This is a genomic window from Amycolatopsis sacchari (assembly GCF_900114035.1).
GTDB lineage: Bacteria > Actinomycetota > Actinomycetes > Mycobacteriales > Pseudonocardiaceae > Amycolatopsis_E > Amycolatopsis_E sacchari.
The window spans coordinates 196,325-219,496 of record NZ_FORP01000011.1 but is presented as its reverse complement, the minus strand read 5'-3'; the positions used below and the strand labels follow the sequence as shown (position 1 = coordinate 219,496).

22 protein-coding genes and 2 pseudogenes are annotated in these 23,172 nt (G+C 72.4%); 12 read left to right on the top strand and 12 right to left on the bottom strand.

Annotated elements, in window-relative coordinates; all coding sequences use genetic code 11:
* A pseudogene (locus BMZ92_RS38220) lies at positions 1–123 on the bottom strand (IS982 family transposase); the annotation flags it as partial.
* A 65-nt stretch (positions 124–188) separates the two neighbouring features.
* On the opposite strand from BMZ92_RS38220, the pseudogene BMZ92_RS20120 reads away from it, so the two are divergent.
* Both BMZ92_RS20120 and BMZ92_RS20115 read left to right on the top strand, forming a co-directional pair.
* A pseudogene (locus BMZ92_RS20120) lies at positions 189–557 on the top strand (homocysteine S-methyltransferase family protein); the annotation flags it as partial.
* Between the two features lie 195 nt (positions 558–752).
* Entirely contained in the window at positions 753–1,565 is an 813-nt protein-coding gene (locus BMZ92_RS20115; RefSeq protein WP_091509839.1) for an SAM-dependent methyltransferase, read from the top strand.
* Here BMZ92_RS20115 and BMZ92_RS20110 read toward each other — a convergent pair.
* From BMZ92_RS20110 to BMZ92_RS20100, 3 genes are read right to left on the bottom strand one after another with little or no spacing between them, the layout of a single operon-like run.
* The gene (locus tag BMZ92_RS20110) at positions 1,562–2,473 is read right to left on the bottom strand and encodes a UbiA prenyltransferase family protein (RefSeq protein WP_177228781.1); all 912 of its coding nucleotides are present in this window, start codon (positions 2,471–2,473) and stop codon (positions 1,562–1,564) included. The genes BMZ92_RS20115 and BMZ92_RS20110 overlap by 4 nt on opposite strands.
* Complete coding sequence (locus BMZ92_RS20105) at positions 2,461–3,705, bottom strand: cytochrome P450 (RefSeq protein WP_091509834.1); 1,245 nt, start codon at positions 3,703–3,705, stop codon at positions 2,461–2,463. Before BMZ92_RS20105 ends, BMZ92_RS20110 begins: the two co-directional genes overlap by 13 nt.
* On the bottom strand, positions 3,702–5,255 hold the full coding sequence (locus BMZ92_RS20100; RefSeq protein WP_245783150.1) for a prenyltransferase/squalene oxidase repeat-containing protein: 1,554 nt from the start codon (positions 5,253–5,255) through the stop codon (positions 3,702–3,704). The genes BMZ92_RS20105 and BMZ92_RS20100 overlap by 4 nt, the downstream gene beginning before the upstream one ends.
* Positions 5,256–5,512: 257 nt before the next feature.
* On the opposite strand from BMZ92_RS20100, the gene BMZ92_RS20095 reads away from it, so the two are divergent.
* Complete coding sequence (locus BMZ92_RS20095; RefSeq protein ID WP_091509832.1) at positions 5,513–6,421, top strand: proteasome assembly chaperone family protein; 909 nt, start codon at positions 5,513–5,515, stop codon at positions 6,419–6,421.
* A gap of 52 nt (positions 6,422–6,473) precedes the next feature.
* On the opposite strand, the gene BMZ92_RS20090 is transcribed toward BMZ92_RS20095, so the two are convergent.
* From BMZ92_RS20090 to BMZ92_RS20080, 3 genes are read right to left on the bottom strand one after another with little or no spacing between them, the layout of a single operon-like run.
* Complete coding sequence (locus tag BMZ92_RS20090) at positions 6,474–7,565, bottom strand: glycoside hydrolase family 3 N-terminal domain-containing protein (protein ID WP_091509829.1); 1,092 nt, start codon at positions 7,563–7,565, stop codon at positions 6,474–6,476.
* A gap of 37 nt (positions 7,566–7,602) precedes the next feature.
* Positions 7,603–8,967, bottom strand: coding sequence for a carboxylesterase/lipase family protein (locus BMZ92_RS20085; RefSeq protein ID WP_091509827.1), 1,365 nt, complete (start codon positions 8,965–8,967; stop codon positions 7,603–7,605).
* Between the two features lie 34 nt (positions 8,968–9,001).
* Positions 9,002–9,637 (bottom strand): type IV toxin-antitoxin system AbiEi family antitoxin domain-containing protein, encoded by a 636-nt coding sequence (locus BMZ92_RS20080; protein WP_143249901.1) that lies wholly within the window; start codon positions 9,635–9,637, stop codon positions 9,002–9,004.
* A 228-nt stretch (positions 9,638–9,865) separates the two neighbouring features.
* Between BMZ92_RS20080 and BMZ92_RS20075 the strand changes: the two genes are divergently transcribed.
* Both BMZ92_RS20075 and BMZ92_RS20070 read left to right on the top strand, forming a co-directional pair.
* Positions 9,866–10,621 (top strand): VOC family protein, encoded by a 756-nt coding sequence (locus BMZ92_RS20075; RefSeq protein WP_218153505.1) that lies wholly within the window; start codon positions 9,866–9,868, stop codon positions 10,619–10,621.
* A gap of 41 nt (positions 10,622–10,662) precedes the next feature.
* The gene (locus BMZ92_RS20070) at positions 10,663–11,130 is read left to right on the top strand and encodes a sigma factor-like helix-turn-helix DNA-binding protein (protein ID WP_091509897.1); all 468 of its coding nucleotides are present in this window, start codon (positions 10,663–10,665) and stop codon (positions 11,128–11,130) included.
* Between the two features lie 5 nt (positions 11,131–11,135).
* Here BMZ92_RS20070 and BMZ92_RS20065 read toward each other — a convergent pair whose 3' ends face one another.
* The 3 genes from BMZ92_RS20065 to BMZ92_RS20060 are packed head-to-tail and all read right to left on the bottom strand — an operon-like array spanning position 11,136 to position 13,143.
* Positions 11,136–11,318, bottom strand: coding sequence for a hypothetical protein (locus tag BMZ92_RS20065; protein ID WP_091509821.1), 183 nt, complete (start codon positions 11,316–11,318; stop codon positions 11,136–11,138).
* Positions 11,315–11,476 (bottom strand): hypothetical protein, encoded by a 162-nt coding sequence (locus BMZ92_RS37450; RefSeq protein WP_177228780.1) that lies wholly within the window; start codon positions 11,474–11,476, stop codon positions 11,315–11,317. Before BMZ92_RS37450 ends, BMZ92_RS20065 begins: the two co-directional genes overlap by 4 nt.
* The gene (locus tag BMZ92_RS20060) at positions 11,473–13,143 is read right to left on the bottom strand and encodes an amidase (protein WP_091509818.1); all 1,671 of its coding nucleotides are present in this window, start codon (positions 13,141–13,143) and stop codon (positions 11,473–11,475) included. The genes BMZ92_RS37450 and BMZ92_RS20060 overlap by 4 nt, the downstream gene beginning before the upstream one ends.
* A 211-nt stretch (positions 13,144–13,354) precedes the next feature.
* Here BMZ92_RS20060 and BMZ92_RS20055 point away from each other — a divergent pair, with 211 nt between their 5' ends.
* Positions 13,355–15,676, top strand: a complete 2,322-nt coding sequence (locus tag BMZ92_RS20055; protein ID WP_091509816.1) for a poly(ethylene terephthalate) hydrolase family protein — start codon at positions 13,355–13,357, stop codon at positions 15,674–15,676.
* Here BMZ92_RS20055 and BMZ92_RS20050 read toward each other — a convergent pair.
* A complete protein-coding gene (locus BMZ92_RS20050; protein ID WP_091509813.1) occupies positions 15,654–16,415 on the bottom strand; it encodes an SDR family NAD(P)-dependent oxidoreductase in 762 nt (253 codons plus the stop codon). The genes BMZ92_RS20055 and BMZ92_RS20050 overlap by 23 nt on opposite strands.
* A gap of 8 nt (positions 16,416–16,423) precedes the next feature.
* The gene (locus BMZ92_RS20045) at positions 16,424–17,422 is read right to left on the bottom strand and encodes an acetamidase/formamidase family protein (protein ID WP_091509811.1); all 999 of its coding nucleotides are present in this window, start codon (positions 17,420–17,422) and stop codon (positions 16,424–16,426) included.
* Between the two features lie 51 nt (positions 17,423–17,473).
* On the opposite strand from BMZ92_RS20045, the gene BMZ92_RS20040 reads away from it, so the two are divergent.
* The 6 genes from BMZ92_RS20040 (at position 17,474) to BMZ92_RS20015 (ending at position 23,170) form a co-directional block, all read left to right on the top strand.
* Positions 17,474–18,208: an IclR family transcriptional regulator gene (locus BMZ92_RS20040; RefSeq protein ID WP_091509809.1), complete on the top strand. Its 735-nt coding sequence runs from the start codon at positions 17,474–17,476 to the stop codon at positions 18,206–18,208.
* Positions 18,209–18,277: 69 nt separating this feature from the next.
* Entirely contained in the window at positions 18,278–19,210 is a 933-nt protein-coding gene (locus BMZ92_RS20035; protein ID WP_091509806.1) for a PDR/VanB family oxidoreductase, read from the top strand.
* A gap of 11 nt (positions 19,211–19,221) precedes the next feature.
* On the top strand, positions 19,222–20,415 hold the full coding sequence (locus BMZ92_RS20030; protein ID WP_091509804.1) for a cytochrome P450: 1,194 nt from the start codon (positions 19,222–19,224) through the stop codon (positions 20,413–20,415).
* 10 nt (positions 20,416–20,425) lie between these two features.
* Positions 20,426–21,151 (top strand): (Fe-S)-binding protein, encoded by a 726-nt coding sequence (locus BMZ92_RS20025; protein ID WP_091509802.1) that lies wholly within the window; start codon positions 20,426–20,428, stop codon positions 21,149–21,151.
* Entirely contained in the window at positions 21,133–22,563 is a 1,431-nt protein-coding gene (locus tag BMZ92_RS20020; RefSeq protein WP_091509800.1) for a LutB/LldF family L-lactate oxidation iron-sulfur protein, read from the top strand. The genes BMZ92_RS20025 and BMZ92_RS20020 overlap by 19 nt, the downstream gene beginning before the upstream one ends.
* On the top strand, positions 22,556–23,170 hold the full coding sequence (locus BMZ92_RS20015; RefSeq protein WP_091509797.1) for a LutC/YkgG family protein: 615 nt from the start codon (positions 22,556–22,558) through the stop codon (positions 23,168–23,170). Before BMZ92_RS20020 ends, BMZ92_RS20015 begins: the two co-directional genes overlap by 8 nt.
* Positions 23,171–23,172 lie beyond the last annotated feature (2 nt).

Here is a 23,172-nt window from a genome sequence, read left to right as displayed (position 1 = left end):
GGCCAGGGTGACCAACTCCGCGTCGGTGAGCTTCGGCGGTCTGCCCATCCGACGCCTACCAGCGAGGTGGTCGTCGATCTTGACGTAGAGTGCGGTGAGAAGGGTGTTCAGGTCGGTCGTCACAAACTGATCTTGAACACCCTTCGCCCGTCTTCAACTACCGCCTCGACTTACGCATTAATCGTCTAGCGCTGCTGGCCGCGATCGAGGGCGTCGGCGTACCGGCGTGGCTGTCCTACACGATCGACGGCGACCGGACCCGCGCCGGGCAGCCGCTCGAGGAGGCGTTCGCCGTGGCCGCCGGGCGGGACGACGTCGTGGCGGTCGGTGTGAACTGCTGCGATCCCGACGACGCCGCGCGCGCCATCCCGCTCGCGCGGGAGGTCAGCGGCAAGCCCGTGATCGCGTACCCGAACAGCGGCGAAGGCTGGGACGCGACTGCCCGCCGGTGGACGGGACGCTCCCGTTTTCTGCCCGATCGGGTGGCGGGAGCTGATCTTGCGGGAGGATGCTGTCGCGTGGGGCCGGAGGACATCCGCAGGCTCGCGCTCCGCTGAACGGGTGAAAGCGCTGGTCGCACAGGGTTACTGACCGCAGATCCACGGGAGGGCCTTTTCCCTCGATCAGTGGGTTAGCGAAGTCCGCGAGACCAGACGCGCCATACCGCGTCCATTCGCAGTAGAATCGCCTACCTGCGTGACTGATCATCAGTCACGTTCGGTGGAGGCGGACCTCGAGGAGGCGTACCTGCAGTGGCATCGCCTACCGAAGCACCTGGATTCGACGGCACGTACCCCAGCATCGCCCGGGTGAACGACTTCTGGCTGGAGGGCACCGACCACAGCCAGGACGACCAGGACTACGCGGAGCGCATCGAGCTGTGCGCACCGCACATCCCGTACCTGGTGCGCGCCTCGCGGAACCTGACCGGCCGGATGGTCCGGTACCTGCTGGGCAAAGGGGTCCGCCAGTTCATCGACCTGGGCTCCGGCGTGCCCACCCAGCGCCACGTGCACGAGGTCGCGCAGCGGGCCGACCCGGAGTGCCGCGTGGTCTACGTCGACCTCGACCCGGGAGTGGTGACCGACGGCCGCCGGATCCTCGAAGGCAACGACAAGGTCGCGTACCTGCAGGCCGACATCCGCGACCGCGAGGCGGTGCTGGCCGACCCGGCGACCCGCGCGTTGATCGACTTCACCGAGCCGGTCGCGCTGATGGTCATCGAGACGCTGCTGTACCTCCCCGACAGCGACGACCCGGCGGCCCTGGTCGACTCCTACGTCGACGCGCTGCCCGCCGGCAGCTACGTCGGCATGTCGCACTGCGCGGAGGATTCCCAGCTGCGCAAGGGACTCGACATGTTCAGCCGGATGTTCGGGCAGCCGCCGGACGTGACGTTGCGGGAACGCGACGAGCTGACGGCGATGTTCGGCGGGCTCGAACTGGTCGAGCCGGGCGTGGTGCCGGTGCTGCTGTGGAACCCCGACCCCGACGAGGACCTCGGCCGCAACCCGGAGCTGGCGCACATGTACGCAGGCCTCGGCCGCAAGGTCTGGATCGACTAGCCCCCCAGCAGCGGGACCAGCGCGGTCAGCACTTCGCCCAGCGTCGCGACCGGGAGCGTGCGCCTGAGCTGCGAACCCGCCCGAGGCGGGTGGCCCCGCAGCGTCGCGGGCAGCTGCGCCACGAGCAGCGCGAGGAACCCCCCGTGCGGGGCGAGCCCGAGTAGGGCCCACGCGCCGTAGCGCGCCCACAGGCCCCACCCCAGCAGCACCAGACCCACGACGACGAACCCGCAGGCCACGACCAGTGTGCGGGCCGGTCCGTACCGGACGGTCGGGGTGGCGATGCGGCTCGCCACGTCCGCGTCGTAGTCGGGGAGGGCCCACCACACCGTCCGCCCGACCGATATCAGTGACGCCCCCGCGATGATCAGCCACACCGTCGCGGGCACGGCCGGAGCGACGGCGGTGTACCCGAGCAAAACCGGCAGGCCCACCGACGCGACACCGAAGGCGACCGAACCCGCCAGCCCGCGGCGCTTGAGCCGCGCCGGTTCGACGTTGTACAGCAGTTGCGCGGCCACGGTCACGACGGCGATGCCGAGCGGCCACCACCGGCCCCAGCCGACGCCGATCGCCACCACGGCCGCGAACGCCACGGCGAGTTCGGCGATCGACCAGTTGAGCGCACGGGACCGCCCGATCCGGCCCGCCGCGCCCGCGAGGTAACCCTTGTCCGCGTGCTGTGAATCCGTCGCCATGTCGACCGCGACGTTCAGCGCCAGTGGCGCGACGATGAGCAACAGGTCGGCGGCGACCGCCAGCAGGGCGGCGGGCGTGCGCAGCAGCGCGGGGCCGGCGAACAGGCAGCCCCACAGCGCGTAGCAGACGTAGTTCACGGGCAACGGGAACTGCAGCCGGTGCAGGACGACGACGTCGTGCCACGAGGGCCGCACACCTAGTCCAGGCACGACAGCACTTCCACGCGCAGCCGGGGCGACGGCGCCATCGCGTGCCCGCGCAACTGCGGCACCCCGGCTTTCGGGTTGACGCACCGGAGTTCGCGGCGGCGCAACAGGCCGGCCAGGATCATGCGGACCTCCAGCTGCCCCAGCTGGCTGCCGAGGCAGTGCCGGGTGCCGCCGCCGAACGGGAAGTACCGGTCGGCGGGCACACGGCCGTGCAGGAACCTGTCCGGGTCGAAGCGGTGGGGGTCGGGATGGGACTCCGCGCGGTGGTGCGCGAGGTAGATGCTCGGCGTGACGGTGGTGCCCGGCTGCAGTTTCCCGCCGCTGTGGGGACATTCCCGGGACAGCACGCGGTTGCCGGCGGCCGGGACCGGAGGGGTGATCCGCAGGGTCTCCTGCACCACCGCCTGCAGCAGCGGGACCTGCTCGGTGCTGAACCCGTCGTCGGTGGTGGCGGCGAGCTCCGCGAGCACCCGCGAGCGGATGGCTTCGTGCCGGTCTAGCCAGTACACCGCCCACGCCGCAGTCGACGCCGTCGTCTCGTGGCCGGCGAAGAGCAGGGACACGATCTGGTCCCGCAGCTCGCCGTCGTCGAGGTCGGCGAACGGGCCGTCCGCCGCCAGCAGTCGTCCGGCCAAAGTGGACGGTCGAGCGGCGGCCGCCTCCCTCGCCGCGCGCACCAGCCGCTCGTCCAGTTCCCGGCCGGGCAGCGGGAGCCCGCCGCGGAGGTAGCGGTACGCCAGCGTGCGGTAGCGCGAACCCAGCGCGCGGTCCATCCACCGCGCGAACGGGTCCAGCAGCTCGTCGTCGGCGCGCCCGAACACGATCGTCGCCATGACGCGCAGCGCGAGCCCGCGCGTCCAGTCCGCGAGGCCGAACACCCGGCCCGCGGGCAGGTCGTCGATCGCGGCGTGCACGGTGGCGCCGATCATCGCGCGGTAGTCCTGCAGGCGCCGCCCGCGCAGCGGGGTGCCGAGCACGCGCCGGTAGGCGGCGTGCCGCTCACCCTCCTGCCACAGCAGGGAACGCGGGCCGAGCAGCGGCCGGAACGACCGGCTGCCGGGGTGGCCGTGCTCGCCGTCGGCGCGGAACAGCTCCCCGATCGCCCCGGGCTCCCACACCAGGTACTGCGGTTCCGGTGCCGTGCGCCGGCACAGCACGCCGTCCGGCTCGTCGGCGTGCGCGTCGAGGAACGGCAGCGTGCGGAACACGAGCCGGAACTCGATGGGGTTCATCCGGCGGTCCGTTCCGCGTCGTGGGCTCGCACCCGTGACAGGCGGGCCGCGACGCGGGGGTTGCCGAGCGCGACGTGCAGCGCGGCGATGGTCTCGGCCCGGATGATGCGGGCCGGGGTGTAGAGGTCCTTGTCGTGCCACAGCGGGGGGCACGGGGCGCCGGTCACGCCGAGCAGGTACTCGCAACCGCGCGCCGCCGCGCGCACCATGACCGGGTCGAGCCGGTTCAGCTTGGCCCGCAACAGGATCTGCACCGCGTACGCCGTCTCCTCCGCCGTGCCGTCCCAGAAGCCCCAGGATCCGTTGGGATGCTGGTTCTCCACCACCCACTGGACCGCTTTCCCGATCGCCTCACGACTTTCGCCGAAGCCGTCCAGCGCGACGACGCACGTCAGCGTGGCGTAGTACGGGGAGGCGTGCCACTTGTCCGTCCAGCTCCCGTCGGGGTGCTGGCGCTCGCGCAGCCACGCGGCGAGGCCGAGCATGGCGTCCGCGACCCGCGGATCGGGTTGCGGCTGGGCGGCGAACGCCTGCAGCACGTGCGCGTTCGTGGTGACGGACGGGGTGCGCTCGTCGGCGAAGGTGCTGAAGTGGTCGCCGTTCCGGTAGTGCCACAGGCAGTCCAAAGAGGACGGAACCCCGAGGTTCGCCAGCGCGTGCAGCGCGGTCGAGGTGTCGTCGGCGTCGGTCGGCAGACCCGCACCGCCCGGCGCACCGGTCTCGCCGAGCGCGCCGCGCAAGGTGTCCACGAGCTCGGGCGGGACCGTCACGGGCAGCCCCACGTCGGTGAACGTCGCGAGCACCCAGGCGCGTTCGAACACGTCGAGCGGCGCGGCGACCGGCACCGGGCCCCCGTGCCGGGCCTGCACCAGTTCCAGGTACCGCACGGCGGGGTGCGGGTTGGCCGTGCTGGCACCGCTGCCGAACCACGCGGCGGTGGCCGCAGGCGAGCAGCCCACGCCGAAGCGGCCCGCTTGCACGTACGGCAGGCCTTCCGCGGCGGCGCCGAACATTTCCAGCGAGTGCCAGAGTTTTTCGGGCAGCACCGCGCCCTGTTCGACCGCTTCCCGGAGGTGCAGCAGGACTTCCGGGTACGTGCCGGACGGGCACGGCAGCGTCCGCCCGCCGCGCCAGGCGTCCAGCCCCGGCAGGGGACTGGCGTCGAGCGCGGCCAGCCGCACGTTGAGCTCGGCCACGAGCCACGGCACCAGCAGCTCGACCGCCACCGTGTCCGGCAGCGACACGGGACCGGACAGCATGCGCCACAACGCGGTCAGTCCGCGGTGGACCGCGTGGCCGACCTCGGGGTCACCGGTCCTGGCCAGCTCGGCGAACAACGCGTCGGTCGCCGAAAGCGTCGGCAGCACGGCGTAGTCGCCGGGGCCGCTCCAGCTCCCGTCGGGCCGCTGCTCGGCCAGGAGGTGGCGAATTCTGCCGTCGTGGCCGGCGAGCGCGGGCGCCAGCGCGGCCACCCGCGCGGTTTCGTACAGGGAGGGCAGGAAATCGCCGAGGGAGTCCGCCGCCATTTCGACGAGGAGCCGCCGAGCCATGTTCGCCAGATTCATCGACACCCCCGGAAGTGCGCGGCGGTCTCCGCGTGCCCGGGACCGGCCGCGGGCTGCGGCTGCCGTGACAGGGAGGATCCCAAAGTATCACCACAGCCTGCCAACAAGGCCGGTTTTCCTCCGACCGGCCCAGCGGTTTGGTTCGGTAGGGGGGTTGCCCGGCCCCTACCCGTCGCGGGATGAATCCACCGTCCCGATACGTTCATCCTGGAGTAGGACAGCCCGAGGCGACGCAGGAGGCTATGGTGTTCGATCCGGAGGAGCTCTACGAGGTGGACTCGGAGCTTCCCGAACTGACGGGCGCGGTGCTGCTGCACCAGCTCGACGGCTTCGTGGACGCCGGGCTCGCCGGCAAGACCGTCAGCGAGCACCTCGAATCGCGCCTGGAGTACACCGTCGCCGCGAGGTTCGACGTCGACCGGCTGCTCGACTACCGCGCCCGGCGGCCGATGATGACCTTCGCCGCCGACCACTGGGAGAGCTTCGACGCGCCGGAGCTCGTGGTGAAGCTGTTCCACGACGAGGCGGGCACGCCGTTCCTGCTGCTGACCGGCCCGGAGCCGGACCACGAGTGGGAGCGCTACGCGGCGGCGGTACGCAGTCTCGTGGACCGGTGGAACCTGCGGATGGTCGTGTCGTACCAGGGCATCCCGATGGGAGCCCCGCACACGCGGCCGCTCGGGGTGACCGCGCACGCGACGCGCGTGGAGCTGATCGGGGAGTACCAGCAGGTGCTCAACCGGTTGCAGGTGCCGGGCAGCGCCGCCGGTCTCACGGAGTTCCGGCTGGGGGAGAGCGGGCACGACGCGGTGGGTTTCGCCGCCCACGTGCCGCACTACCTGGCGCAGTCGCGGTACCCGGCGGCCGGGGTGACGCTGCTCGGCTCGATCTCGCGGATCACGGGGCTGTCGATCCCGGACGAGGCGCTCGTGGAGTCCGCGCGCCGCACCGACGCCGAGATCGAGCGCCAGGTGGCGGAGTCGGCGGAGGTCGCCGAGGTCGTGCGGGCACTGGAGCAGCAGTACGACACGTTCGTCGAGGCGATGGACCGGAAGAACCTGCTGGCCGACGAGGTCGAGATGCCGACCGCGGAGGAGCTGGGGGCGGAGTTCGAGCGGTTCCTCGCCGAGCAGCAGGAGCGCGGCGAGTAGCCGTCCGCGTGGCTCGCGGGCTGCGGCGGGGCCGGCGGACGGCGAGTAGCCGTCAAAGGCTCGTGCGGAGTGCGGTGACGCGATCGGCGGCCGCGGTGAAGTCGGCCGGGTCGAGCTTGCCGGACTGGACCGCGGCGGCGAGTGCGTCCGCCGCCTGGTCGCCCTGCGTGGTGTCGCGCGCGGAGCACAGGATGAGGTCCATCCCGGCGGCCGCGGCGGCCACCGCGCGCTGACCCGTGTCGCCGAAAGCCCGCAGCGAGCCCGCTTCCAGCGCGTCGGTGACCGTGACGCCGGTGAAACCGAGGCGCTGCCGCAGTTCCTGCCGGACGACCGTCGCCGACAGCCCCGCCGGGTGGGTGGTGTCGAGCGCCGGGTACGTCGCCCACGAGACCATGACGAGCTTGACCCCGGCGGAAATCGCCGCCGGGTAAGGGGCTTCGTCCACCGTGCGCAGGGTGTTCAGCGGCACGTCGAGGGTGACCGGGTCGGTGTCGGTGTTCTGGTCGCGGGCCGCCGCGCCGAGGCCGGGGAAGTGCTTGGCCGTCGCGGCGACGCGAGCCTGTTGCTGCGCCGTGATGAACGCCTTGCCCAGGTTGCCCACCACGGCGGGGTCCTTGCTGTACGAACGGCCGTAGTGGTCCAGGAAGTCGCCTTCGGTGCGGTACACGTCGAGCACCGGGGCGAGGTTGACGTTCATGCCGACGCCCGCGAGCGTGCGGGCCGCGCCGGTGCCCGCCTGCGTCGCGGCCGCCACCGGATCCGCCGACTGCCCGATCTGCTTCTCCGACAGCGCAGGCTCGCCGGGCAGGCGCCGTACCTGGCCGCCTTCCTGGTCGGTCATCAGCAGCAGCGGGGCCTTGACCGGGCTCTGCGCGTTGGCGTCCTGGAGCTGCTTGACGACCGCGGCGATCTGCTGGGTGCTCTGGACGTTCTCGCCGAAGAAGATCACCCCGGCGGCCTCACCGGCCCGGATCCGGTCCAGCAGGGACTGCGGCGGCGTGAGCCCCGCGTAGGAGTAGACCACCCGCTGCCCCGCCTGCTGGCGCGGCGTCAGCCCCTGCGCGTGCGAGGTGCCCGCCGCGGCGAACGCGCCGCCCAGCACGATCGCGAGCACGACCTGGAGCCAGCGGACGGAAGATCCCATGGGGCACGCCCCTGTGCGGTGGGGGACAGGACCCGCCTCACCCTACTCCGGCGACCGGGGTGCGGCGAGCCCGCAGGTCCGGACCAATTTCCACCCACCTCATCCCCGGCGCCGCACCGGGCGAATGCCGTTGCCACTCCGGCAAAGGCGCGCCCGTCTTCGCGAACTCCAGCCACGCGGAGCGGAGTTTCCGCCCCAGTTGCGCCATTTCGTCCCATTCGGTGCCGGCGAGCATGGGCGCCGCGGCCCAGGATTCCCGGTCCCCCAACAGGAACGGCAGTTCGATGCAGTGGCACGCGCCGTAGGTGGACGCCGGGGCGTGCCAGGCGAACCGGTAGGTGAACACGCGGCCGCCCGCCGCGGCCAGCGCGTCGGCGAGGCGGCGCGAAGGGGCGTCGAACATCCAGCGCGTGATCCCCGCCTTCGCCGCGGCCACGCCCCGGCGCCCGACGAACGGGAGCGCTTCGAGCTGCGTGATCCCCGGTTTGCCGTTCAGGAAGGTGTTCATCTCGGCGCTGGTGGTACCGATGATGACGTCGACCTCACGGGCCCGGCGCACCATCGACGCGGCCGGGGGCAACGGGTCGGCCGCCGCGGCGGGGCGGAACGGCGGCACGGAGTACAGCCCGCCGGGACCGGCGGCGCGCACGATGACCCGTTGCTGCGCCTGGAGGATCTCCGCCACGCTCGCGGTGCGCGGATCGGTGCCCAGCGCGGCGGTGAAGTAGCGCCCGATGCGGGCCGCGCCCGCCGGGGTCAGCGGTTTGAGCGCCATGGGCGCGCTCTGCAGGACGGCCCTGCGGAACAGCCCGTCGGCGGCCGGGGCGGCCAGCAGGCAGGCGATCGAGTGCGCGCCCGCGGACTGCCCGAACACGGTGACCTGTTCCGGGTCGCCACCGAAATGCGCGATGTTGTCACGCACCCAGCGCAACGCCGCCAGCTGGTCCAGCAGCCCGAGGTTGCCGGGGGAGACCCCGTCGAGTTTCAGGTAGCCCAGCGCGCCCAGTCGATAGTTCACCCCGACGACCACCACGTCGCCCTCGGCGGCGAGCCGTTGCCCGTCGTAGCAGGCGAAGGACGAGGCGCCGGTGACGTACGCGCCGCCGTGCAGCCAGACCAGCACGGGCCGCTTCCGGTCGTCGGTACCCGGGGTGACGACGGTGAGGTTGAGGCAGTCCTCGCTCTGCTCGTGCTCTTCCGGCACGCCCATGACGGACTCGGGCCGGACCGGTGGTTGCGGGCTGATCGGCCCGTGCCGGGTTGCGTCCCGGACACCGGCCCACGGCTCGACGGGTTCCGGCGGCGCGAAGCGGTCCGCCCGCGCGTACGGCACTCCGCGGAACACGTGCAGCCCCGACTCGCCGGTCGTGCCCCGCAGTTCCCCGCTGCTGATCCTCACCACCCTGCCACTGTAGATCGCGGCGGGCGGGGTGTGGTCACACCTGGAGCAGGATCCTGTCGAGCGCGCCGAGCCTGCGCTGGGCGCTCGCGAGGCTGTAGAGCACGTGCGGGTCGGCCTTGTCGATCAGCCCGGTGACCGCCTGGTCGGCCAGGTCGGGCCTGCCGCCCAGCTGCGGGTACGCGGCCAGGTCGAGCAGGGTCTGTTCGACGGTGGTGACCCAGCCGTTGCCCAGTGTGCTCGTGTGCCGTTCGATCTTGAGGCGGCGCGGGTCGCGGCGGACGAAGGACACGGTGGCGTCGCGGTCGGTGAAGCGCAGCGTCGGCCGGTTGCGGGTGGTGGCGATGACGGCGGCACCGGGGGAGTCCGCCAGCGCGCCGTGCGCACGGGCGGCGGACAGGCCCATCAGCGCCACGGAGCGCGGGCCGTCGTCGGCCGCGGCGATGCCCCACGCCGCCGATTCGAGGTCGGGCTGCCAGTCCTGGCCGATCCGATCGGTCGGCACGAGCGCGTAGTACCCCGGCGCGAGCCGGTGCAGCAGGCCGTTCTCGGCCAGCCTGGCCAGCCCGGCGTGCCGCGGGGCACCGGAGTCCTCGTCCTCCTCCGCGGGCACCACCCGGACCGCGCGCCGCAGCAGCGCGGGCAGCAGATCGAGCATCACTTCACGTGTCATGTCCATCACCCTCGGTAGAGGGTAGGAACTCGGCGCCGTCAGCGGCAAGTCACCGGATGGACGAACTTGGTGTTACTTCCCGCTGTCGTGCCACGCTTCCGGGCCACCCGGTCAGTCCACTGTGGAACTTTCGGGTCCCAGGAGAGGGCTTTCGGCCCTAACCGGGAGGCGGCCGGGGAGGAGATTCTCGGGGAGGAGGGCATGCGGAGTCGGAAGAGGTGCTGCAGCGTGGAGCGGACGGACTACGAACCGGGCACGCCGTGCTGGGTGGATCTGGGCACGACCGACGTCGAAGGGGCGGCGCGGTTCTACGGGGAGCTGTTCGGGTGGACGGCGGTGGACCAGGGCGCCGAGTTCGGCGGCTACCGGATGTGTGAGCTGCGGGGGCGGCCGGTCGCGGGACTGGGGCCGGTCCCGGCGCCGGAGGTGCCGCCGAACTGGACCACCTACGTGTCGGTGGCCGACGCGGACATCGCGGTCAAGGCGGTGACGGCGGCGGGCGGCCAGGCGCTCGTCGAGCCCATGGACATCCCCTCGACGGGGCGGATGGCGCTGTTCGCCGACGCGGCCGGTGCCGCGTTCGGTGTGTGGCAGCCGCGGGGGTTCGCCGGGGCGGAGCTGGTGAACGAGCCGGGCGCGTTGTGCTGGAACGAGCTGACCACCCGGCACCGGGACGCCGAGATCGCCTTCTACCAGTCCGTGTTCGGCTGGCGGCGGGAGGCGCAGCCGGACTACGACGTGTGGCGGCTCGGCGAGGCCAGGGTCGCCGGGATGATGGTGATGGACGAGCGCTGGCCCGCCGACGTCCCCGACCACTGGATGGTCTACTTCGCCGTTCCGGACGCCGACGACGCCGTGGCGCGCGTGAGCGAGCTCGGCGGGCGGATCGTGGTGCCGCCGACCGAGGTCCCGGTCGGCCGCTTCACCGTGCTCACCGATTCGCAGGGCGCGTTGTTCAGCGTGATCGCGCTGGCCGACGCCTGAGCGTGGACGGGCAGGCGACGGGTCAGCAGGTACCGCCGTCGATGCCCCGTGGGCCGGTGCTGGACCGGCTGGCCCGCGGGGCGGCGACGGGGGAGCCCGAGCGCGTCGGTGAGCTGCTCGCGGCGGTCGGGCCCCTGCTCGTGCGGTACTGCCGCGCGCGGCTGGGACGGCGCGGCGATTCGTACCGGCTCGCCGACGAGGTGGCCGCGGAAGCCGGGCGCGCGGTGCTGACCGCGGTGCCCGGCTACACCGGCGGGCCCTTCCTGCGGCTGCTCTACCGCGTGCTCGTGCGCACGGTCGACGACCTCGCGCCGGGCGGGAAGCCCGATGTGGCCGACGACCTGGTGGGCCTGCTGCCGGTGTTGCCGCCGCTGGACCGCGACATCATGCTGCTGCGCGTCGCGACCGGGCTGTCGGCGACCGACACGGCACTCGTGCTGGGGCTGACGACCGGGCAGGTGCGGGTGGCGCAGCACCGCGCGCTGACGAGGCTGCGCGCGTTGCTGTGACCCGCTCAGGCCGGGCCGACCTCTTCGTCCTCGGGGTCGTACGGCAGGAACGACGTGCCGAGCTTCGCGCCCCACCCCACGGTCAGCAGCTCGCCCTCCTCGCCGGTCGGGGCCTGCGGCAGGAAGCCGATCGCGACGGGGGTGCCGAAGCCGACGGTGAGGAAACGGGCCGGTTCTTCGACGCTCATCGGGTCAACGCCTCCCGCACGGCCTGCTCACCGAGCACCGGGTCGTTCGACGGCCCCTCGTCCGGCACCGCCATCGGGGCGATCTTCGCGGCTGCGGGCTCCGGGTCGGCGGGAGCGGCCGAGTGGTACTCGGGGAAACGGGACTGGTAGTCGATCATCGCCTGGACGATCTCCGGTTCGGAGAACCGCGGCCCCCAGAACTGCGCCGAGACGGGCAGGCCCTGGACGTAGCCGGCGGGGAAGCTGACCATCGGCCAGCCAGCGCGTTGGGCACCTGGTAGTACGCGCGGAACACGGGGAAGCCGGTGCCACCGGAGCGTTTGCCGATCACGTCGCCGAGGGTCAGCACGAGCATGAAATCCACCCCCGCGTCACGCAGTGCCTTGGTGTAGTTGGCGATCAGGGTGCGCCGGCGTCGCTCGCCCTCGTACCGCGCGGAAGCGGGGATGCCGCCGTTGAACCGGTCGGCGCTGGCGAAACTGGGCGTGCTCTCCCCGGGGGCGCGGCGGCCGTACTGGTTCGTCAGCGTGGCGACCGCCTCGGGCGACGGGATCCCGCTCGCGCAGAACTCGGCGATCGCGGCGACGTAACGGACTTCGTACCGGTTGGCGTTGACCACCGCCGCGGACGGCGACACCGGAGAACCGTCCACAGTGGCCAGTACGTCGGCCGAGGAGTAGCACGGGTTCTGGGCAGGGTCGGTCATGTCCAGGCCGCGGAACTGGATCACGCGGGCGCCCAGGCCCTCCAGCTGCGACACCAGGCGCTGGAACACCTGCAGGTGGCCCGCGCCGTAGGTGGACTGCGGGGACACCCCCACCTTGATGCTCCCGCCGACGTTCATCCAGTCCGTCTGCGGGATCCCGATCGTCAAGCCCTGCAACGGCCTGCGTCCTGGGCGCGGGGCGGTGGGGATGGCGGGGAACGGGATCGGGGCCGAGAGGGTCTGCGGGTCGTTCACGCCGTCCGGCCCGAGGATCGTGCTCAGGATCACCGCGGAGTCCCGCGCCGAGCGTGAGATCGGGCCGAGCACGTCGTAGCCGGGGGACAGCGGCATGAGCCCGGCGATGGACACCGTGCCCAGCGACGGCTTGATGCCGCTGGCGCCGTTCGCCGCCGACGGGCACATGATGCTGCCGCCCGTCTCCTCGCCGAGGCAGGCCGCCGCGAGCCGCGCGACGGGGGCCACCCCGGAGCCCTGGCTGGAACCGCCGGGGACGTAGTCGGGGTTCCACGCGTTGCCCGCGAACGTGCCCGTGATCGAGCCGGAGAAGGCCGAGCAGATCGTGGCGCCCAGCAACACCACGCCCGCGGCACGCAACCGCGCGACGGCCGTGGCGTCCTGGAGCGCCTTGTTGCCGGCGAACGCGGTACTGCCGTCCTGTGCGGCCAGGCCCTTGATGCCGATGGAGTCCTTGATGCCCATGGGAATCCCGCACAGCGGGGAAAGCGCGCCGCCGTGCCTGCGGAAGCCGGCGATGCGCTGGTCGGCGGCTCTCGCGGCGGCGAGCGCGCCCTCCGCGTCGATGCGCACGAAGGCGTTGTACAGGCCGTTGTTGCCGTAGACCTCGAACGGGCCGTTGAGCTTCGCGATGCGGTCCAGGTAGGCGCGCGTCAGTTCCACGCTCGACGTGCGGCCGGTGCGCAGCATCGTGGCCAGTTCGAGGATCTCGTAGTCCACGAGCCGGGGCCGGTGCGGGAGCTGCCCGGGGGTGGGCAGCAGTGCTGCCGGGTCCGCCGCCGCGGTGCCGGGTGCCAGTGTCAGTGCGGTACCGGCGACCGCGGTGCCGAGCACCGTGCGCCGGGACAGTTTCGCGGAATTCACTGCAGCGCCTCATTTCTCACCGGAGTGGGCCGAGGCGGAACGCTAGGTGCCGTTCGTTACGGGGGAGTTTCGCCGCCTTACGAACAGATTTCCACATCGGACGGACGGTCATTAGGCCATTCGGCCGAAACTTGTTTCGTGGCAACGGTTTGCTTAGGGTGATCTTGCGGCCCGCGATCGCGGGCCCCGTCTTTCCCCGTCAGGAGTGCTCATGCGCCGAACGCTGCTGCCCGGTTTGCTGCTGCCCGTACTGCTGGCCGGTGCCGGGCTCGCGCCGGCGCAGGCCGCACAGCCGTGGTCGGTCACGCCGGTGGCCGGTGGCTACCAGGTGACCCTGCGGTTGCCGGACCAGCTGGAGGCGCGCGACGCGCTGCCGGAACTGGCCGTGGACGGCAACTCCGTCGGTGTCGCGCGGCAGTCCCCGGACGGCCGCACCCTCACCGTCGTCACGGAGGATCCGGCGGCGGCACACCCGTCGTCGGTGCAGCTCGCGTGGAACGGTCAGGTCGCGGGCACCGAGCGGAGCGGTCCGGCGCACGGGACGAAACCGCGGCCGGGCAACCCGGTGCCCGCCGATCCGTCGGCGCCCGGCCGGTACGCCGTGAGCCGCGCGGACTACGACTTCGGGGACAGCGCGCTGACGCTGCCCGGGCTCGGTAACCGGGTCGTCGAGGAACGCGCGGCGGTGTGGGTGCCCTCCGCACCGGGTCCGCGGCCGGTCGTGCTGTTCCTGCACGGCCGCCATTCCGCCTGCTACAACGCCGCGACGCGGGCCACGGACAACACGCACTGGCCCTGTGTGGAAGGGTTCCAGCCGATCCCGAGCTACCGCGGTTACGACCAGTCGGCGCAGGTGCTCGCGAGCCACGGCTACGTCGTCGTGTCGATCAGCGCCGACGGTGTCAACGCTCAGGACAACCCGTACAGCGAGGACGCCGGGACCACCGCGCGCGGCCAGCTCGTGCTCGACCACCTCGACCTGCTCGCGCAGGCGGACTCCGGGCGCGCCAAGGGAATGAGCCCGCTGTTGCGGGGCAAGCTCGACCTGTCCGATGTGGGGCTGATGGGGCATTCGCGGGGCGGTGAGGGCGTGGTCAAGGCGGCGCTGCTCAACGCGGCCCGTCCGCACCCGTACGGCGTGCGTGCCGTGCTGCCGCTGGCGCCGATCGACTTCGGCCGCGAGACGCTGCCGGACGTGCCGATGGCCGTGGTGCTGCCGTACTGCGACGGCGACGTGTCGAACCAGCAGGGGCAGCACTTCTACGACGACAGCCGCTACGCCCACCCCGGCGACGGGGTGTTCCGCGCGTCCGTCATGGTGATGGGCGCCGACCACAACTTCTTCAACACCGAGTGGACGCCGGGCGTCGCGGTCGCGCCCGCGAACGACGACTGGGGCAACCAGGACGACCCGACGTGCGGGATGAACGCGCCGGCCACCACACGGCTGTCCGCCGCCGAGCAGTACCAGGTGGGCGTCGACTACATCGCGGGCTTCTTCCGCCTCGTGATGGGACACGAGACGGCGTTTTCCCCGCTGTTCGACGGGGGCACCGCGAAGGTCGGCGCCGCGACCGTGCTGCAGGAGACGCAGTCGCCGCGGCGGCTGGACGTCGCCCCGTTGCAGGGGCCCGCGGCGAACGTGAGCGCGTCGTTCGGCCAGTACTGCGCGAGCATGGCGGGGCGGTCGCCGCAGAGCGGGCTGCCGTCGTGCACCGCGTCCACCGCGACGGCGCGGTTCCCGTCGTTCACCCCGGCCAACTACGGGCCGAACGTGACGGCGACGCCGCTGCTCCACCTGTCGTGGACCACGCCGTCGTCGATGAGCATCGCCGTGCCACGGTCCACAATGGCCGGTTACGACGCGCTGACCGTGCGGGCGGCGCTGGACGACGCGAACGCGCCAGCCGACCTGACGCTCACCGTGGTCGACGGGGCGGGACGGTCTCAATCCGCGACGCTGTCGAGTCTCGGCGACGCCCTGACCCCGCTGCCGGGTTCGGGCACGCTGCTGCCGAAGACCTGGCTGCGGACGGTGCGGTGGCCGCTCGCCCAGCTGAAGCACGTCAACACGCGCGACCTCCGGAAGATCGTGATCTCGACGGCGAGCCCGTCCGGTGGGGTGTTCCTGTCGGACGTGGCGTTCCAGAACTTCGCCCCGGGGCAGGGCGGCCCGAGCCGGCTGCCGCAGGTGACGATCAGTGACTCCACAGTGGACGAAGGGGCGGGTTCGGCGACGATGACCGTGAGCCTGTCGGAACGCAGCCGGGAACCGGTGACCGTGTCGGTGCAGGCGCTGGCGGGCACGGGCACGCAGGTCGTCAACTCCGCGCGGCAGGTGGTGGTCCCGCCGGGACGGCTCAGCGTGCCGGTCACCATCCCGGTCGTGGGGAACACCGTCGCCGAGGCGAACGCCGCCACCGCGTACAAGGTGTTCGTGGTCAGCCCGGTGAACGCCGTGGTGGGACAGGACTTCGCGCACCTGACCGTCCGCGACGACGACCAGGCGGCTACAGCTGCACTCCCCGGGTGAGCGCCCCGTCGACCACGAGGTTGGTGCCTGTGATGAACGACGCGCGCGGGCTGGCGAGCATCGTCACGGCGTAGGCGACCTCCTCGGGAGTGGCCATCCGGCCGGTGGGGTTGAGGCCCAGTGCCTCGTCGTACAGTTTCGGGTCGCCGTGCTGGATCCGTTCCCACACGCCGCCCTCGAAGAACGTGTTGCCGGGGCAGACGCTGTTGACGCGGATTCCTTTGCCCGCCAGCTCGTACGCCTTCGCCTGCGCGTAGTGCACCAGCGCGGCCTTCATCGTGCCGTAGGCCGCGGCGGCGAAGTCGATCTCCCGCGCCGACACGCTCGAAACGACCACAATGGACGGTGCGGTGCTGCGCTCCAGGAACGGCATCGCGGCTTCCACGGTCCGGACCGTGTGCATCAGGTCGACGTCGAAGCTCGCCCGCCAGTTCTCCTCGCCGGGACCGATGGCCAGCGCGCTGACGTTGGTCACCACGACGTCGAGCCCGCCCAGCGACGCCGCCGCGTCGGTGACCCACGCGGCGAGCGACGGGCCGTCGGCGACGTCCAGCGCCCCGCCGAGCACCGTGGCCCCGGCGGCGGTCAGCTCGCCGACCGTGGCCTCCACCTCCGACTCGGTCCGCGCGCAGAACGCCACCGCCGCGCCCTCGTCCGCCAGCTGGCCGACGATCGCCCGGCCGATCCCCTTGGTGCCGCCCGTCACGAGGGCCTTCAGGCCCGCCAGTCGGAGGTCCATGTGTCTCCTTACAACGCCGCGGCCTGTTCACGGAGGTACCGGTGCATCCCGCCGAACGCCTCACCCGGCGGCAGGAACCGCTTGGCGACCTTGGTGACCGCGCTGTAGTTCGCGTCCACCACGTTCGCCAGCGGGGACTCGCTGACCTGCGTCAGCAGCTGGTAGGCGTCGAGCCGGTCGAGGCCGTACAGCTCGTGCAGCCAGTCGATCATCCCGACCTGGCTCGCGCGCCACGCGTCCTCCAGCGGGCGGGACGAGCCGACCACGACGTAGTGCGAGTCCTGCTCGATGCGGGGCCACGCCGGGGCCCCGCCCTTGATCAGCTCGACGATCAGGGTCACGTTCATCGCGCCCTCGACGGCCGTCCCGCACGACTCGCCCTCGCCCTGCCGGTAGTGCCCGTCGCCGACGGAGAACAACGCGCCTTCCACGTTCACGCCGAGGAAACACGTCGCGCCCGCACGCATCTCGGGCGTGTCCATGTTGCCGCCGAAGGTGTCCGGCACGATCGACGTGCGGACCTCGCGCCCGGCCGGGGCGACGCCGACGGTGCCCAGCATCGGTGCGACCGGCAGGTCCACCCGGAACTCGCCCCGCAGCGCCTCGAACACCACGACGTCGCGGTCGCGGTCGAGCTGGTAGATCCACGTGCGCTCGGGCAGGGGGTCGTGCAGCAGCGCCGTGCGGTCGGTGCCGGTGAGCGCGCCGAAGAACGGGATGGTCGCCGAAGCGCCCCAGTCGCGGGCCGGCTCCAGGTCGACGAAGTGCAGCGCCAGCGTGTCGCCCGGCTGGGCGCCTTCGACGTAGAACGGGCCGGTCTGCGGGTTCACCTCGCTCATGTCGAGGTGCTCGCTCGGCAGGTCGTGCGGGCTGGTCAGCCTGCCGCTGAACGCGTCCTCGGTCCACAGCCGCAGCGCGGTGCCGGGCGCGACCCGCATGACCGGCTCGACCCCGCCGAAGGTCCAGGCGTACTGCTCGCGTTCCGGCTTGAACTCGACCACGTCCATGGAACGATCATTCTCGGGTGGTACCGGGCTGACAAGGCCCACACTGGTGGGGTGACGAAGGAGTCGGTGCTCGGGCGGATCGTGCGGATCATCGAGGTGTTCGGGCCGGACACGCCCGCGCTGGGGGTGTCCGAGCTGGCACGCAGGGCGGACCTGCACGTGGCGACGGCCTCGCGGCTGGTGGAGCGGCTCGTGGGCTACGGCTGGCTGCAACGCGACGCCGACCGCAAGGTGCGGATCGGCGTGCGGCTGTGGGAGCTGGCTTCCCGCGCGTCGCCGACATTGCCGCTGCGCGAGGCCGCGATGCCGTACCTGGAGGACCTGCACGCCGTCGTCCGCCACCACACCCAGCTCGCCGTGCTCGACGGCGACGAGGTGCTGTTCCTCGAACGGCTGTCCGCGCGGCACGCGGTGATCAACCTGACGCGCATCGCCGGGCGGCTGCCGCTGCACGCGTCGTCCTCCGGCGAGGTCCTGCTCGCGCATGCGCCCGCCGAGCTGCAGGAGCGGGTGCTCAGCGGGCCGCTGCCCGCGTACACCCGGTTCACCGTGACGGACCCGAAGGTGCTGCGGGCCCGGCTCGCCGACATCCGCCGTGACGGGTACGCCCTCTGCCCCGGCTACATCGACGAACGGGCGACCGGCGTCGCCGTGCCGGTGCGGGGACCGGGCGGTGCCGTCGTGGCCGCGCTCGGGGTCGTGGTGCCCAACGACGACAACGCGCGCGCCACGATCCCGGCGCTGCGGGCCACGGCGCTCGGCATCGCCCGCTCTCTCACTCAGTGAGAATCGGGTGTAGGCGCGCCGCACGCACTCGTCATCCTCGGGCCATTCCGTCTTCCGCGAGGAGCATCGATGACGATGGTCGAGGTACGGGTGGTCGCCAAGACGCCCGTGGCCGAAGGGGTCGTGGCGCTGACGCTGGCCGACCCGCAGGGACGCAGGCTGCCGGACTGGACCCCGGGCGCGCACGTGGACCTGGTCCTGCCGGGCGGGCTGGTGCGCCAGTACTCGCTGTGCGGCGACCGGTGGGACCCGTGGACGTACCGGATCGGCGTGCTGCGCGAACCCGAGAGCCGGGGCGGCTCGGCGTACGTGCACGACCGGCTGGCGGTCGGGGCCACCGTGGGAATCGGCGGGCCGCGCAACAACTTCCCGCTCGTGCCGTCACGGCGGTACCTGTTCGTCGCGGGCGGTATCGGGATCACGCCGTTGCTGCCGATGCTGTACCAGGCCGAGCTGATCGGTGCGGACTGGCGGCTGCTCTACGGCGGCCGCGCGCGGCGGTCCATGGCGTTCCTGGACGAACTGGCGCGTTACGGCGAGCGCGTCACCGTGTGCCCGCAGGACGAGTACGGGCTGCTCGACCTGGACACGTGGCTCGACACCACTCCCGACACGAAGGTCTACTGCTGTGGCCCGGAGCCCCTGCTCGCCGCGGTCGAAGCGCGGTGCGCGGGGTGGCCCGCCGGGCGGCTGCGCACGGAACGCTTCGTGCTGCGCGAATCCGGCACCCGCGGCGAGCCGTTCGAGGTGACGCTGGCGAGGACCGGCCGCACGGTCACCGTCGCGCCGGGACAGTCCGTGCTCGAAGCCGTCACGGCGGCGGGGGCGGCGGTGCTGTCCTCGTGCCGCCAAGGGGTGTGCGGCACGTGTGAGACCGCGGTGCTCGACGGCGTGCCGGACCACCGCGACTCGATCCTCGACGACGCCGAGCGGGCCGCCGGGGACTGCCTGTTCCCGTGCGTCTCCCGCGCCCTCACCGACCGCCTCGTGCTCGACCTGTGAAGGAGCCAGCCATGCTCGACCCGTTCAGTCCCGAGGTGCTCGAAAACCCCTTGCCGCTGCACGAAAAGCTGCGCGAGGCGGGGGCGGTGACGTACCTGGAGCGCTACGGCGTCCACGCGCTGGCCCGCTACGCCGAGGTGCACGCCGCGCTCACCGACTGGCAGGGCTTCGAGTCCGGCGCCGGGGTGGGGCTGGCGAACTTCCGCGTGGAGAAGCCGTGGCGCCCGCCGAGCCTGCTGCTCGAAGCCGACCCGCCGCACCACGACGCGCCCCGCGCGGTCCTGTCGAAGATCCTCGGCCCGCGTGCGCTGCGGAAGCTGCGTGACGCGTGGTTCGCCGACGCCGAGCGCCTCGTCGACGACGTGCTGGCCGAGGACGAGTTCGACGCCGTGCCCGCACTCGCGCAGGCGTTCCCGCTGCGGGTGTTCCCCGACGCCGTCGGCATCGGGAAGGAGGGTCGCGAGCACCTGCTGCCCTACGGGGACCACGCGTTCAACGCCTTCGGCCCGCACAACGAATTCGTCGCGAAGGGGGAGCCGCGCGTGGCGGAGCTGTCGGCGTGGGTCAACGCGCAGTGCGCCAGGGAAGCGCTTTCACCGGACGGCTTCGGCGCCCGCATCTGGGCCGCGGCCGACCACGGCGACATCACCTCCGAGCAGGCGCCGCTCGTCGTCCGCTCGCTGCTGACGGCCGGGGTCGACACCACGGTGCACGGGATCGCCGCGCTGCTGTACGCGTTCGCCACCCATCCGGAGCAGTGGCGGCGGTTGCGGGAGCAGCCGTCGCTGGCCCGCGTGGCGTTCGACGAGGCGGTGCGGTGGGAGTCCCCGGTGCAGACGTTCTTCCGCACCGCCACCCGAGACCTGGAGGTCGGGGGCGTGCCGATCCCCGCCGGCGACAAGATCCTGATGTTCCTCGGCGCCGCGAACCGGGACCCGCGGCGGTGGACCGGGCCGGACGCCTTCGACCTGTCGCGCGACCCCTCCGGGCACGTCGGCTTCGGCATGGGCCTGCACCAGTGCGTGGGCCAGCACGTGGCCCGGCTGGAGGCGGAAGCGCTGGTCACGGCGCTGGCGGCACGGGTGGCGCGCCTCGAGCTCGCCGGCCCGCCGCGCCGTCACCTCAACAACACGCTGCGTGGCTGGGCCTCGCTGCCCGTGCGGGTACACCGGACCGGCGGTGCCGTAGGCCGAAACGGCCACTAGTGTTGCATCTATGACGCTCAGGGTTGCGCTCTTCGCGACGTGCCTGGGGGACACCCTGTTCCCGGACACGTGCCAGTCGGTGGTGCGCCTGCTGGAGCGGCTCGGCTGCGCGGTGGACTTCCCGCTCGCGCAGACGTGCTGCGGGCAGATGCACTTCAACACCGGCTACCGGGACGAGACGGTGCCGCTGGCGCGGCGGCTGGGGGAGGCGTTCGCGGGCTACGACGCCGTCGTCGCGCCCTCCGGCTCGTGTGCGGCGATGGTGCGCGACATCTACCCGAAGCTGCTGGAAAGCGATCTCCCGCCGCGGATGTACGAGCTGTCCGAGTTCCTCGTCGACGTGCTCGGGGTGACCGACGTGGGGGCCTACTTCCCGCACCGCGTCACCTACCACCCGACGTGCCACTCGCTGCGGATGCTCGGCGTGGGGGAGAAGCCGCTCAGGCTCCTGCGCGAGGTGAAGGGCCTCGACCTGGTCGAGCTGCCCGCTGCCGAGTCGTGCTGCGGCTTCGGCGGCACGTTCGCGCTGAAGAACTCCGAGACGTCCACGGCGATGCTGGGCGACAAGATGAGCAACGTGCTCGACACCGGCGCCGAGGTGCTGACGGCGGGCGACAACTCCTGCCTGATGCACATCGGCGGCGGGCTGTCCCGGCTCCGGACCGGGGTGCGCACCGTGCACCTGGCCGACATCCTGGCGTCGACGGAGGAGGAACCGTGGCTCGCAACCCGGTGACGTGGCTGGGCGTCCCCGCCTTCCCCAAGGCCGCGCACGAGGCGCTCGCGGACTCGCAGCTGCGCCGCAACCTCCGCCACGCCACGCACACCATCCGCGACAAGCGCGCCCGGACCGTCGCCGAGGTGCCCGACTGGGAGGAACTGCGCCGGGCGGGCGAGGCGATCAAGAACGACGTGCTCGCCCACCTCGACACGTACCTGGAGCGGCTGGAAGCGGCGGTCACCGCGCGCGGCGGCGTCGTGCACTGGGCGCGGGACGCGGCGGAGGCCAACGAGATCGTGCTCCGGCTCGCCCGCGAGGCGGGCACGCACGAGGTCGTCAAGGTCAAGTCGATGGCCACCGCCGAGATCGGGCTCAACGAGGCGCTCGAAGCGGGCGGGGTCACGGCGATCGAGACCGACCTCGCCGAGGTGATCGTGCAGCTGGGCCACGACCGGCCCTCGCACATCCTGGTGCCCGCGATCCACCGCAACCGCGCGGAGATCCGCGACATCTTCCGGCGTGAGATGCCGGGCGCGCCCGCCGACCTGCCCGCCGAGCCCCGCGCGCTCGCCGAGGCCGCGCGCAAGCACCTGCGGCAGAAGTTCCTCACCGCGAAGGTGGCCGTGTCGGGCGCGAACTTCGCGGTCGCCGACACCGGCTCGATCATGGTCGTCGAGTCCGAGGGCAACGGCCGCATGTGCCTGACCCTGCCGCGGACGCTGATCACCGTGATGGGGCTGGAAAAGCTGGTGCCGACGTGGCGCGACCTGGAGGTGTTCCTGCAGCTGCTGCCGCGCTCGTCCACCGCGGAGCGGATGAACCCCTACACCTCGGTGTGGACGGGTGTCACGCCAGGGGACGGGCCGCAGGAGTTCCACCTGGTGCTGCTGGACAACGGCCGGACCGAGGCGCTCGCGGACCCGGTCGGGCGGCAGGCGCTGCGGTGCATCCGCTGCTCGGCGTGCCTCAACGTGTGCCCGGTGTACGAGCGCACGGGCGGGCAGGCGTACGGCTCGGTCTACCCCGGCCCGATCGGCGCGATCCTCACCCCGCAGCTGGTCGCCGACCCGCACGACAAGCAGGCGGCGTCCCTGCCGTACGCGTCCTCCTTGTGCGGCGCGTGTTTCGAGGCCTGCCCCGTCCGCATCGACATCCCCGAGGTGCTCACCCACCTGCGGGCGAAAACCGTTGCGGCGAAACCGAAAGCCTCGCCGGAGCGGATCGCGATGAAGGCGCTGGCCCAGGTGTTCGGCGACCCGCGGAAGTACGAGGCCGCGCAGAAGGCCGGTTCGCTCGCGCGGTCCCTCATGCCCGGCGGGAAGGTCACGAAGCTGCCGTGGCCGGGTTCACTGTGGACGGACTCGCGGGACGCGCCGCTGCCCGCGCGGGAAAGCTTCCGTAGCTGGTGGAGGAACAACCGTGGCTGACCCCCGAGCGGAAATACTGGCGCGCGTGCGCACCGCGTTGCGTGACCGGCCGGAGCCAGGCCCGGTGCCCCGCGAGTACGCGACGACGCGGGAGTACCCGGACGTCGTGGAGCTGGCGGCGGAGCGCATCGCCGACTACCGCGCCGAAGTCCGCCGCGTCGACGAGGACGGGCTGCCCGCCGCCATCGCGGAAGCCCTGCGGCAGCGGGCACCGCGGTCGATGATCGCGCCGCCGGGCCTGCCGCGCGACTGGCACGTGGACGGGGTCGAGTGGCTCACCGACGAGCCGCCGCTGACCGTCGACGAGCTGGACGCGGCGGGTGGCGTGCTCACCGGCTGCGCCGTGACGATCGCCGAGACCGGCACGATCGTCCTCGACGCCGGGCCCGGCCAGGGCCGCCGCGCGCTGACGCTCGTGCCGGACTACCACCTGTGCGTGGTGCGGGCCCGGCAGATCGTGGCGACCGTGCCCGAAGCGCTGGCCCGGCTCACCCTGGACCGGCCGCTGACGTTCGTCTCGGGGCCGTCCGCGACGAGCGACATCGAGCTGGACCGCGTCGAAGGGGTGCACGGCCCGCGCACCCTGGACGTGCTGCTCGTCGGATGAGC